Below are 12187 nucleotides of genomic sequence, written 5' to 3' on the forward strand. Positions count from 1 at the left end.
TATGTTGTTTTATATGTCACTACTTTACAATCACAATGGTCAATTCTCAATTTTTAAATTGCCATCTACTCTTCACTTTTCTTTGTCGTTTATCTATAATATTGACTTTTATTTTTTTCTTTTACGGATACTCTTAGTTTCCAAAGCTCTTTAGCTAACTGAAATACTTCTTCATCATTCCCGTCTTCAATCGCTACTTTTCTTGCTTTTAATAGAGCATTTGCAGAGGGTGATAAATCAGGACAATCCAGTACCCATTTTTTATAATCTTCTATAAAATGTGCTGTATCACTCCAAAGATAATTATGTTTTAAAAATGCAGCACCCACTGTATTTCTATTAAGCTCTTGTTTATAACGAAACAGCTCTTTCTCATCGTTACCTAACAATACTAATTGCTTTCCATCTATAAATACTATTGAAATATCTTCCTTTTTTAAGATAGTTTCATCATCTCTAAGTTTTAACTTAACTTTCTCATCGTAAATAATCATTTCTAAGCTTTCATGAAAAGAAAATAATGTCACCATAATTCCCGCAAGCAATCCGAGTACCATTGTGATAAAACCTACCCATGCTCCATTATAAGATGCAATTAGATTTAAAGGCCCTTGGAAAGGTATCCATGGTAAAGTACTAGTCCATTTAGCAATACTCGGAAGAAACCATCCAAGCACTAAACCAAGAAGTGGGAAACCAAGCCATAAGATCACTTTATCGGTTTTGGAAAAATTTAATAACGTATAATTATTATCCAAACTTTTATTCATCATTTCACCTTTATTTACTTAATTTTAGGTAAATAATAACACTAGATTAATATACTGTCAAAATGTTTCGTTGTGTTCTAATCGCATTACTCCTTTGCATAGATTGAGCATTCTCCTGGAAATTCCAACGTTCTCCAACAGTTATTTCAATAATTTCAAAAGCTCTTCTTCCTGCTCCCAATAACAATTGCACAATACCATTTCCAATTAAATCCAATTTGGTTTTTCCCCTTTCTAAGCAATAACAAAAGGTTTATAATTTGCTATGATTTTTCGCCAAAATAAAATGGACGTTAAAGTGAAACTTTAATCTGCGGAGGTTTTCTTCATTCCCACTGATTGTTAGTCTTCACTATTTGGGTTTTTACGGATAATTAATGAAGGATAAATTACTAATTATCTTTGATGTTAACAAAATAAGATAATTGTTTATGCTATAAACTTTTTTCCCCCTTTCACACGTCTAGTAGTTGTATACAATTTGAAAATGTTAAAAAGGAGCTTCTTTGGACATGAAAACAAGAAATGCATTTCAACATGAAGAGATATTTGTCCAGTTTATTCGTGAACAGAAAGAACGTTTTTATTTGCTCGCGTATAGCTATACGAAAAATGAACAGGACGCACTTGATGTTGTACAAGATAGTATTCAAAAAGCAATGCTTTCTCTCGATCGATTAGAAAATGTCGAGTATATGAAAAGCTGGTTTTACAAAATCGTCGTACGAACATCTATAGATTTTTTACGCAAACATAAACGCTTACAAGTAACAGACGATGATACATTGCAATTTTTAACACCTGCACAAGAGGATGTCTACGAAAACGTTGATTTAGAGCATGCGTTAGATGACTTACCCGTAATGTATCGTGAAGTTGTCATTTTACATTATTTTGAAGATTTAAAACTCGCTGATGTTGCCGATATCCTTAACATTAAGCTGAGTACCGCTAAATCGCGTCTTTATAAAGCGTTAAAGCTATTGAAAATACAATTGCAAGATGCGAAGGGAGAAACAGCACATGGATGAAAAATTAAAAGAATTAGAAAAACAATATAATGAAGTACCCATTCCAAAGGAGTTAGATTTTGTGGTTGAAAGCGCACTAAAGCAAGGCAAAAAGAAGAGAAAAAACCGAGCACCACAATGGTTACTTGGAACTGCAGCTGCTGCAATGCTTTTTACAGCTGGTTTAAATGTCAGTCCTGCAATGGCACGAACACTTTCAGATATTCCTATTGTAGGTAGCGTCGTAAAAGTCTTAACTTGGACTGAATATGAAGTAAAAGAAGAGACATATGATGCAGACATTAAAGTACCTTCTATTGAAAACTTAGAAAATAAAGATCTTGCTAATGCTTTAAATGAGAAATACCGTTCAGAAGGTAAAGCTCTTTATAATGACTTTATTGCCGAAGTTGGGGATTTAAAGGCTAACGGTGGTGGCCACTTAGGCGTAGATAGTGGCTATGACGTAAAAACAGATAATGATCAAATCTTGTCGATTGGTCGTTACACTGTCAATACAGTTGCATCATCTTCTACAACTATGCACTACGATACAATTGATAAGCAAAATGAAATTTTAATTACACTACCAATGCTGTTTAAAGGCGATAGTTATATTAAAGCAATCAGTGAAAATATTAAGGAACAAATGCGTGAGCAAGCTGCAAAAGACCCAGATAAAGTGTTCTGGGTAAAAGGTGGGGGCATTCCTGACAACGAGCTTTTTGACGAATTTAATGCTATTAAAGCTGACCAACAGTTCTATATTTCCGATAAAGGTAAGCTTGTTATTTCCTTCGATAAATACGAAGTGGCTCCAGGAGCAATGGGCCTATTGGAATTTGAAATCCCAACCGATGTTCTTAAAAATGATCTTGTAAGCAATAATTATATTCATTAATCATTTGCTAATAATGTAAAACTAGTATCCGTGGGGGGTTCTTCTTTATCCCCCACAGTACCTAATCGGATTATTACGAGCAGTTATTGCCGACCTCACTTTTTTGCTGTAGGAGAAAAACTGCTCGTTGCATGCAAAAAATATAATTCTAAAATACGAGGTATTTGACCATTCAATGGTTAAATACCTCGCTTTTTTCTTTTTCATAAACGATGTGGAGATAATAAGCTCATGAAGTTTTAATTTTTCACATTCTTCTTTTCAGAGTAGTTTGTCACGCTTATAATCCTCTCATTTTTTGTCTAAGCTAAAGTGTATCAATTAACGTTAGAGGGTTTTCATATGAAAGGTGTAGGATCAATAAGTATTTTACATGTCATCTTCTTATCTATGACAGTCATTGGCTTAAAAAATCACGTGACAATTATTCCTCCGCTACTAGACGCTGTAGGGAGAGATGGTTGGATATCTGTAATAATGGCCGCATTTATTATATTCTTCTGGCTATTTCTTTTAGTTTATATTCAAAAAAAGACGAATCAGGAACCTATTAGAGATTGGTTAGATGGGAAAATTGGAAAAAAAGGCTCTACAATTGTCATCTATATTATAGTTATTTATTTACTCATTTTAGCTGCTTTTACGATGGTTGAAACATTGCAATGGGTAAACACAACGTTTTTACCTCAAACACCGGCCATTATATTATTACTTATTTATGCGATTCTTTGTCTTCTTCTCGTTACAACAAGCTTACAAACCATGGTTATTTTAAATGTCTTTGTATTATTCGGTGTAATAGTCTTTGGTTTTTTTGTAGCATTTACAAATATACAGGTAAAAGAATACGAGTTATTACGCCCATTTTTTGAGCACGGATTTCAGCCCGTTGTAAAAGGGATGATTTACCCTGCATCAGGATTTATTGAATTATTAATGCTTTTATTTTTACAGCATCAATTTAAAGAACGCATTCGTTGGTATCATTTTGGCATCATGCTTTTCATTTTAATGGGTCTTACTTTAGGGCCTCTTATGGGCGCAATTGCAGAATTTGGTCCAACCGAGGCCGCAAAGCAAAGATATCCTGCCTACGAGGAATGGGGATTAGTATCAATTGGTCGATATATTGAGCATCTTGACTTTTTCTCTATTTACCAATGGCTTACTGGAACATTTATACGAGTTAGCTTCCTCTTATATATTATAGCGGATTTATTGAAAATGACCGGGGATCCAAAGCAAATATGGAAAATGATAGCTCCCCCCTTCTTTCTACTTTGTCTACCGCTAATTATTTTAAATGAAAACATATTTTTGAAAGTGAAAGGGAACTATATATTATCAGCTACTTTTATTTTCTTTTTTCTTTTGTCAATTTTTTTCGGACTAGTAGCTTTCTTTTCAGGGAAGTCTTCTAAAAAGGGTAAACCTGAAAAACAAGAAATGGAAAGTGGTGAATCATAATGCCTCAGCAGGAGAAGGCGATAGACCTAAACACCTTAAAAAAACTATTTCAAAAATCAGCAGATATCCAATTTCAGGAATATACATTTAACCAAAAAAAGGTTCATTTCATTACCTGTGATGCAATGATAGACCAACAGCTACTCAATGAAGTCATTGTTCGGCGAGTTCAATTTCTTTATGATCATCTAGCTGATATACCCTTAGAAGAAAATATTACAAAACAGCTTCATATCCCGACTCTCCAAAAAATCAAAGATAAAGAAGAAGCCATTACCTTTGTATATACTGGTTTCCTACTGCTTTATTTTGAAGAGGAAGAACTTTTATATGCTAGTAATATTGCAAAAAAGCCTAATCGAAATCCAGAAGAAACGAGGATGGAGGTTCTCGTTAAGGGGCCAAGGGATAACTTTATTGAAGACATTCGCGTCAACATTGCCCTATTGCGAAAACGTTTACCTACGAATTCATTTTGTGTAGAAAAAGTAGAGTTAGGCAGACGTTCAAAAACAACCGTGGCCATTCTTTATTTTGACGATATTGTCGATATGGATATTTTACACGGAATTAAAAAGCAACTGGCGGCTGTAGATACAGATATTGTCTTTAGTGGGGATATCTTAATGGAGCGAGTTAATAAAAACTCTAAGCTTTTCCCGAAATTCGATTACACAGGACGACCCGATTATGCAATTCAGGCTCTAATTAGAGGACGTTTTCTCATTTTCGTCGATGGTGTAGCATATGCCGTCATCACACCTGTAAATTTATTTTTATTATTAAAATCCGCTGAAGATAATGAATATCCCATCGTTTTCAGTTCTATAGAACGACTTTTGAGGATTGTTGGCATTTTAATTGGTTTGCTATTGCCTGCATTTTGGCTCTCGCTGACGACTTATCATCAAAATCAGCTACCATTCCAACTTTTAGCAACAGTTGTCCAAGCAAAAACAGGTTTACCTCTCCCCTCCTCTCTCGAAATGCTAATAATGCTATTAATGTTTGAATTGTTTCGAGAAGCAGGCTTACGTCTGCCTTCTGTTATTGGAGGTACGATAAGCGTTGTTGGAGGTTTAATTATTGGTGATGCAGCCATTCGCGCAGGTGTGACAAGTCCAGAAATGATTGTGGTTATTGCGATCTCTACAATTGCATCATTTACTCTTGTGAACCAATCTCTTGTTACAACCATCAGTATATTGCGTATTGCGTTCATTCTTGCCAGTGCTTTCTTAGGTTTATTTGGATTTTTTATCTCACTATACTTTACACTTCTTTACCTATGTAATATCCGGATCTATGGTTACTCATACATGAATCTTGCAACAGATTTAAATTGGACAACTATAATGAAATCGATCTTCCGCTTATCACCAAAGGGCTACACTGAGCGCAATAAAGCACTTGCACCCCAGGATAATACTCGTACCCCTAAAAGCAGGAAGAAGCAATGAAGAAAAATTTTTTTTTACTCTCAAGCTTAGCTACTTCACTACTTCTTTCAGGATGTTGGGATGTTACCGAACCCCAAAGAATGTATTATGTACAGGGCATTGGTATAGATTATAAAGATGGTCAATATGAAATCTATATGCAATTAATTAACTTCACCAATGATGCAAAATCTGAAGTGCCTAATCCTCAAGCTGCACCGTCAGAGGTTGGACGTTCTAAGGGAAAAACGATGGAAGAAGCATTTTTTAAATTATATCGGTCAATCGACCAAAAAGTGTTTTGGGGGCATATGACTTACCTTCTTTTCACTGAGGAAGCAATGAAAAGTGATAATGCCATATCCAATATCGACAGTTTTTTGAGGCATAGGGAAACAAGGTATCAAATATGGATCTATTGTACACAAGATCCTATTCAAGACATCCTTCTAACAACGCCGATTTTAAATAAATCTCTTACAGCCTCAAAGCTAAGTAATCCTTCAAATATGGAAGAGCAAGAAACATTCGTCGAGCCCGTAAATTTACGAAATTTAGTTATTGGCTTAAATGAACCAAGTCATGAAATTGGCATCCCTTATGTAACCATCAATAAAAACTGGGAAACTACAGAGCGGCCAGCACATGGTACCGCCTTAATGGGGGTTGGGGTGCTTTCTAAAGATGGATTTAAAGGCTTTATTAAGGATGAAGCTGTAAGAGGAATGCAATGGATGAATAATAGAACACACAGAGCTGAATTAACCTTTAAGTTAGATGATAACGGAGATTATTTAACGACAACAATGAAAAAAATAAGCGTAAAAATCAAACCACTTGTGAAAAATGATCAAGTAACATTTGAAGTTGATGTGAAATTAGATGCAACCATAAATGGTTTCAAAACGAATGTTTCAGAAGAAGAAATAAGAAAACAGATTATAAAAGAAGTGAAGAAAGAAATTAGAACAACGTATGAAGAAGCATTAGCGAAAGATATTGATATTTATCGCCTTTCTGAACATCTATACCGAAAAAATGTAAAAATGTGGAAAAAACTAGAGGGGGATGGGAAGATCCCATTAACACGTAGTTCTATTAGTAAATTAAAAATAGACGTGAACCAAGTAAATTCTGGTCGTAAGACATTTACAAGTACAATTAATGAATAATCTAAAAATATCCTCTCGAATGTACATAACTATTTGTGAGGATATTTTAATTTTATTGAATCAATTATGCCTCGGCATAATTGCGTCCGAAGGCTTTAACTTCTTTCGGCAGGTGTTTGGACAGCCACTGATATAGAGGGACTCAGTCGGAACGGAAATCAACCACACGTTATGATGAAAAGTTTATTATCACACAATTCCCAATTTTTATTTATATCCCCTCTTTGAAATATCCTGCGCTATTGTCCTGATATTTATTTTAATATGGAATTACATTTATACAATCCTCAAAAAAAATATTTGAATAGTATACTTGTAGAATAGTTTTTCCTGACAACAATCATCAAAACTTTTAACATTGCGTCACGATTTTATTTGCAATTGATGATCAGCATGCTATAATTCATGTATAAAGAATTGAATAGCTTTTGACAATTATGTCAAAGGGGAGTAGCTAGCAGATGTGAAAAAGCATCTGATTTCACATTCGTCATTACATGGTTATTTACCATCGGGTGTGAAGGCATATTTTAACGTACAGATATTCTGTGCAACAAACCGTTAATTAGCTTAGCAAGACCTTTGCCTATTTTTTAGGCAGGGGTCTTTTTATTTTGCCTAAAAAAGCAAAGAATACGTTAAAAGCAGTACATTCATTTCTGTTCTAAGTATAAAGGAGGAAGTCAATTTGGAGGCAATTTTACTAGAATACGCATGGGTACTCGTCGTATTAGTTGTTCTTGAAGGTTTATTAGCTGCCGATAATGCTGTCGTTATGGCAGTTATGGTTAAGCATTTACCAAAAAATCAACAACAAAAAGCACTATTATACGGTTTAGTGGGAGCATTTGTTTTCCGCTTTGCTGCACTATTTCTTATTACAACGCTCGTTAACTTCTGGCAAATTCAAGCTCTAGGTGCTGCCTATTTATTATTCATGTCAACGAAGCATATTTATGATTCGCGAAAAGCCGCACAAAATCCCGAGGAAATTCATGAGACTAAAAAACAATCTGGTTTCTGGATGACCGTACTAAAGGTTGAGTTTGCTGACATTGCCTTTGCCATAGATTCAATATTAGCTGCTGTCGCCATTGCAGTTACACTACCTCATATCGGAAATGTTGATGTTGGCGGCATTAATGCAGGGCAATTCGCAGTGATGTTTTTAGGTGGTATTATCGGTGTTATTATGATGCGTTTTGCTGCTCGTTGGTTCGTGAAAATTCTCGATAAATTTCCATCACTTGAAACAGCTGCATTCTTAATCGTTGGTTGGGTTGGTGTAAAACTGGCAGTTCTAACATTAGCACATGAAAAACTAGGTATAATTCCACACGAGTTTCCACACTCACCACTTTGGAAAGCCACTTTCTGGATTGTATTAATTGGAATTGCCCTTGGTGGTTATTTAATTGGTGTGAAAAACCAAAGAAAAAGTGTAAAATAATACGAAAAATATTACCTGGTCCTAGCGAAGACCAGGTATATTTGTATCACCATATCGAGTTTACTTGGCACTCAGTCGAAGGAATTCAAACCCACATTATGATAATGATACAAATTTTTTTATGGTTGAATCTTTTTCTAATTTGACTCGTATGTTACTATATAAAAGTTATTTTACAAAAGAAAGGATTCTTCTATATGGCGTATGCTAAAAATCAAAACTTAAATAAAATTTTAAAACACTTTGCTTTCATGTGGGTATTGACAGTTGTCGGAATGTACATCGCAACATTACTACCTCCTGCAATTGTCATGCCGCTATCCATTATTGCTTTGGTACTTCTTATCATTGCCTTCTTTGTGCGCAGTCTGAAACTTGCTAATTCCATTATGTATACAATCCCCTTTTTAATGGGAATTTTACTATTTTGGACAACACAATTTTACATTGCGGAGCTAGGGCAACAGCTTGTTTTACTGGTTTTCGTAGCAACCGTAGCTATTTTCATTATGCTAGCACTGATTGGTATGATGATGAATAAAGACATTTCTAATTGGGGAAGCTATTTATTCACTGTACTAATCGTCGTAATTGTATTTTCACTAATCTTTATGTTTATCCCTGTTAGCAACATGGTCGCATTGATTATTGCTGGAGTTACTGTATTACTTTTTAGCCTCTATACTGTCTATGACTTTAACCAAATCCGACATAATCATGTGTCAGATGCTGAAGTCGTTGGTATGGCATTAAATCTTTATTTAGATTTTATTAATTTATTTGTCAATCTTTTAGAAGTAATTTGGCGTTTAAAAAAATTATTTGATTAAATTTTTTAATTGAGAATGAACATCAATTAATCTTTGAACATCGCCTTTTTCCGCTGTATACTATAAGAGATGCAGAAGGTATTTACTGAAAAGGGAGGAAATCTTTCATGTTATCTGAAAAACTACACACAGCACTAAACGAACAAATGAATTTTGAATTTTACTCTGCGCATGCTTATATGGCGATGGCGGCATATTGCACAGATCAAGATTACGATGGCTTTGCTAACTTCTTTTTAGTACAGGCTGAAGAAGAGCGCTTTCATGCAATGAAATTTTACAATTTCCTTAGTGATATGGGCTACCGTGCAACAATCCATGGCTTCGATAGCCCAGATAATCATTTCGAGTCTATTTTACACGCATTCAAAACTGCTCTTTCACATGAGAAAGAAGTGACTCGTCGTATTTATCATTTATCGGATATCGCTTTAGATGAACGAGAGCATGCGACAATGGCTTTCTTAAAATGGTTCATTGACGAGCAAGTGGAAGAAGAATCAACATTCGACACATTAATCCGTAAAATTGAACGTATAGAAAATGATTCTAACGCTATCTTTATGTTAGACGCTGAATTAGCTACACGTTCATTTACACCAGACGCTGAAGCTTAAAATTTAATATTAAATTGAGTCATTTTTTATTTCTCCTCAATGTTTTAGTCGTACTTAACATTTACCCAGGAAGAATAAAAATGACTCTTTTCTTTAACATAGTTATATGGACTTATTCAAAGCCGCCACTATAATTAAGAAACCCTACTTCTTCGTTTGGTTTTAAAAGCAATTGTTGTTCTGTACCCTTTAAGTAAAATAAAGGCGCTTCATCATTGACATACGGTTCTCCTAGATCTTTATACCATTTTTCATTCAGCTGTTTAGGATAAAATTCAAGCGATATGTTTTCAATCTTATCGCTTATACCTATATAAGAACAATATTGCGTCTCTATATCTTTTCCTGTACTATCTTTCAAGTAATAAATATTACAGTCTAAATCACCACTTGCAGTTTGGAACTGTTCCCTCTGTGGAGTGTATCTGGCAAACAGGATGCTGGTGCGGTTTAACTAATGACTAGGTCCCTTCAATAGTGGAACCTAGCCATTTTTCTTACTTATCTTCTCATAGTTTCTTTATCAACTTAAGCACACTTTAGATGAAGAAAATAAGAGACGCTTATTCAACAATCGCGCCCGATTATTTAACACGAGTTAAACAACACTTTTAAACTAACCTGCTCCGTTAGTTCAATAAGAAAAAAAGAGCTGCCTATGCAACTCAATGATCTTCAAGTAAAGCGCCCGTTTGTTTAAGATTCCCTCAGTTACCTAATTCCACTTCAGAAGAAGGTTACTTATATCCCAATTTACCCTTTGTAAAAATCAGAATTATCAAAGCGAAAAGACCTAATCCTAGATCAACTGATAAATCAGATTCTTTCAAAGCAGGGTTAGTAAGATAAGGTTGTATGAAACCAAAAGTATTCAAACTAGCGTGAATCAACATTACAATAAACAAATTCCCTTGTTTGGAGTTGAACACCCAAGTTAAAATGATGGAAATAGCTAGGCATAGCACAATAAAAATAGGAAAATTAAAATAAAAAGAAGAAATGTTTGAATCTGGACCACCTTTTTGTGCTGCGGTTAAAAAATGAGGTAAATGCCAAAACGCCCAAAGAATTCCGAGCAATAGTGTTGCCTTTAACGGCCCAAACTTAGATTGCATTCTAGGTAAAGCAAAACCACGCCAACCGATTTCTTCTGGAAACGGACCACCAAAAAAGAAGACTACAACAAGATAAATAGGGTATCTTACGTAAAATTCCGTTGTAAGGCCTTCAAAAGTTGGAATCCCTCCGTTTAACATTACAAATCCCAAATATATCACAGCAGGAATGACAATAAGTGCAAAGGAGTACCATTTTAAACCTACTTTAAGTTTCCACATTCCTTTTGCAAAAACTCTCCAAGCTCCTTTTCCTTCAAGAGTACGAATCATAATATATGCAGATAACATAGGACCAATGAAAGAATTAAGTATAAAGAAAACCTCGAAAATTTTAGTATTGGGGATGATATTCCATTGAGATAAGATAAATGGAATTAATACAATCCACGAAAATAAATATGCCATAACAAAGAATGAAGTTAATGGATGGGATTTTAAAATTTCTTTTAGATTTCTTGATGTACTTTTTGATTCGGGTAAAGGTTTCAGTACAAATCACTCCTTCGATTACAAAAGACTTCTCTAGGTATTGATCAATAACACCTCGTAAACCCGCATTTTAAGTTAAATTAATTTAATCCGTTTTGAAAAAGAATTGATTAAAACGGATTATTAATCCCCCTGTACATTAAACTTTTTTCATCAATCTGGCCCGATAGTTGAACATAAGTTAAACAACACTGTTTAACTAACCTGCCTCTTTAATCACAACAACCTCCCTCTTTTAAATATCTCCACCATATTAAAAGATGTTTAAAACAGCAAAAGTATTACCTCCTTGTCAAACTAAACTGCCCCGTTAGCCATCCATGAAGCGCAAAAATCAGCTCTTCACCACAGAAAATGAAAGATGATTAAGTTCTTTCATGGGAGTTCAATAAAGAAAAAAGAGCTGCATATGCAACTCAATGAGCTTCAAGAAAAGCACCCCGTTAGTTAAAGTATGATTCTTCACAAATTCGTGGATATTCGTATAAGTAGTGGAATACCTTATTTTTAATTTCCCCAATTTGTTCAACAACACTCATTTATATTTATCGATACTAAAACTTACAAAAATATAAGTTTCATGTAACCAAAACATGATTGTTATTACTTAAATTGTGTTTTAGAATAGCTATTGTTGAAAAACAATAATAAAACATGATGTGAGGAAAGAATTTTTATGAAAGACAAAAAAATTAAATTTTTATCTATTTTTGGTGGTACTACAATTATTGCTTTAGCTCTAATAACTTTTTTCCTTATCGACCAAGGTATGCCTAAGGAATTTAGTGAAGAAGCATGGTCAGATACAAAAGAAAAAGCAATACAAGCTACATGGATGTATTATAGATGAGTGGACATACCTCGGTTAAATCAATAGAATTGAGCATAAGAGAGGACGTGTCCGACCATGAGTCAAAAAAAGTA

The 12187-nt window shown here is 34.4% G+C and carries 13 protein-coding genes; 9 read left to right on the plus strand and 4 right to left on the minus strand.

Annotation, left to right across the window (positions count from 1 at the left end; translation table 11 throughout):
- Positions 1–89 precede the first annotated feature (89 nt).
- Positions 90–773, minus strand: coding sequence for a YqeB family protein (locus tag ACIQLB_RS13140; RefSeq protein ID WP_400726258.1), 684 nt, complete (start codon positions 771–773; stop codon positions 90–92).
- A 43-nt stretch (positions 774–816) separates the two neighbouring features.
- Positions 817–987 (minus strand): hypothetical protein, encoded by a 171-nt coding sequence (locus ACIQLB_RS13145; protein WP_400726261.1) that lies wholly within the window; start codon positions 985–987, stop codon positions 817–819.
- A 295-nt stretch (positions 988–1282) separates the two neighbouring features.
- Between ACIQLB_RS13145 and ACIQLB_RS13150 the strand changes: the two genes are divergently transcribed.
- The 8 genes from ACIQLB_RS13150 to ACIQLB_RS13185 all read left to right on the plus strand — a co-directional run bounded on the left by ACIQLB_RS13150 (position 1283) and on the right by ACIQLB_RS13185 (position 9656).
- Positions 1283–1801 (plus strand): RNA polymerase sigma factor SigV, encoded by a 519-nt coding sequence (locus ACIQLB_RS13150; RefSeq protein WP_400726264.1) that lies wholly within the window; start codon positions 1283–1285, stop codon positions 1799–1801.
- Positions 1794–2681: an anti-sigma-V factor RsiV gene (rsiV, locus tag ACIQLB_RS13155; protein ID WP_400726267.1), complete on the plus strand. Its 888-nt coding sequence runs from the start codon at positions 1794–1796 to the stop codon at positions 2679–2681. The genes ACIQLB_RS13150 and rsiV overlap by 8 nt, the downstream gene beginning before the upstream one ends.
- 342 nt (positions 2682–3023) lie before the next feature.
- Entirely contained in the window at positions 3024–4148 is a 1125-nt protein-coding gene (locus ACIQLB_RS13160) for an endospore germination permease (RefSeq protein ID WP_400726269.1), read from the plus strand.
- Positions 4148–5608, plus strand: a complete 1461-nt coding sequence (locus tag ACIQLB_RS13165) for a spore germination protein (protein ID WP_400726272.1) — start codon at positions 4148–4150, stop codon at positions 5606–5608. The genes ACIQLB_RS13160 and ACIQLB_RS13165 overlap by 1 nt, the downstream gene beginning before the upstream one ends.
- The gene (locus tag ACIQLB_RS13170; protein WP_400726274.1) at positions 5605–6759 is read left to right on the plus strand and encodes a Ger(x)C family spore germination protein; all 1155 of its coding nucleotides are present in this window, start codon (positions 5605–5607) and stop codon (positions 6757–6759) included. The genes ACIQLB_RS13165 and ACIQLB_RS13170 overlap by 4 nt, the downstream gene beginning before the upstream one ends.
- Before the next feature lie 688 nt (positions 6760–7447).
- Complete coding sequence (locus ACIQLB_RS13175) at positions 7448–8209, plus strand: TerC family protein (RefSeq protein WP_400726276.1); 762 nt, start codon at positions 7448–7450, stop codon at positions 8207–8209.
- A 197-nt stretch (positions 8210–8406) separates the two neighbouring features.
- On the plus strand, positions 8407–9039 hold the full coding sequence (locus ACIQLB_RS13180) for a Bax inhibitor-1/YccA family protein (RefSeq protein ID WP_400726279.1): 633 nt from the start codon (positions 8407–8409) through the stop codon (positions 9037–9039).
- A gap of 107 nt (positions 9040–9146) precedes the next feature.
- A complete protein-coding gene (locus tag ACIQLB_RS13185) occupies positions 9147–9656 on the plus strand; it encodes a ferritin (RefSeq protein WP_376070937.1) in 510 nt (169 codons plus the stop codon).
- A gap of 112 nt (positions 9657–9768) precedes the next feature.
- On the opposite strand, the gene ACIQLB_RS13190 is transcribed toward ACIQLB_RS13185, so the two are convergent.
- Both ACIQLB_RS13190 and ACIQLB_RS13195 read right to left on the minus strand, forming a co-directional pair.
- Positions 9769–10017: a hypothetical protein gene (locus ACIQLB_RS13190; protein ID WP_400726282.1), complete on the minus strand. Its 249-nt coding sequence runs from the start codon at positions 10015–10017 to the stop codon at positions 9769–9771.
- Between the two features lie 376 nt (positions 10018–10393).
- A complete protein-coding gene (locus ACIQLB_RS13195; RefSeq protein WP_400726285.1) occupies positions 10394–11179 on the minus strand; it encodes a CPBP family intramembrane glutamic endopeptidase in 786 nt (261 codons plus the stop codon).
- Between the two features lie 760 nt (positions 11180–11939).
- Here ACIQLB_RS13195 and ACIQLB_RS13200 point away from each other — a divergent pair.
- Entirely contained in the window at positions 11940–12113 is a 174-nt protein-coding gene (locus ACIQLB_RS13200; RefSeq protein WP_400726287.1) for a hypothetical protein, read from the plus strand.
- Positions 12114–12187: the final 74 nt, after the last annotated feature.

The sequence above is a fragment of the Lysinibacillus sp. NPDC092081 genome, assembly GCF_044755845.1.
In the GTDB taxonomy this organism is placed as follows: Bacteria; Bacillota; Bacilli; order Bacillales_A; family Planococcaceae; genus Lysinibacillus.

Bases quoted from the DNA above. Each gene is read 5' to 3' on its own strand.
- ACIQLB_RS13140 (WP_400726258.1), bottom strand. From the start codon at position 773: ATGATGAATAAAAGTTTGGATAATAATTATACGTTATTAAATTTTTCC.
- ACIQLB_RS13150 (WP_400726264.1), top strand. From the start codon at position 1,283: ATGAAAACAAGAAATGCATTTCAACATGAAGAGATATTTGTCCAGTTT.
- rsiV (WP_400726267.1), top strand. From the start codon at position 1,794: ATGGATGAAAAATTAAAAGAATTAGAAAAACAATATAATGAAGTACCC.
- ACIQLB_RS13160 (WP_400726269.1), top strand. From the start codon at position 3,024: ATGAAAGGTGTAGGATCAATAAGTATTTTACATGTCATCTTCTTATCT.
- ACIQLB_RS13165 (WP_400726272.1), top strand. From the start codon at position 4,148: ATGCCTCAGCAGGAGAAGGCGATAGACCTAAACACCTTAAAAAAACTA.
- ACIQLB_RS13170 (WP_400726274.1), top strand. From the start codon at position 5,605: ATGAAGAAAAATTTTTTTTTACTCTCAAGCTTAGCTACTTCACTACTT.
- ACIQLB_RS13180 (WP_400726279.1), top strand. From the start codon at position 8,407: ATGGCGTATGCTAAAAATCAAAACTTAAATAAAATTTTAAAACACTTT.
- ACIQLB_RS13185 (WP_376070937.1), top strand. From the start codon at position 9,147: ATGTTATCTGAAAAACTACACACAGCACTAAACGAACAAATGAATTTT.
- ACIQLB_RS13195 (WP_400726285.1), bottom strand. From the start codon at position 11,179: ATGGCATATTTATTTTCGTGGATTGTATTAATTCCATTTATCTTATCT.
- ACIQLB_RS13200 (WP_400726287.1), top strand. From the start codon at position 11,940: ATGAAAGACAAAAAAATTAAATTTTTATCTATTTTTGGTGGTACTACA.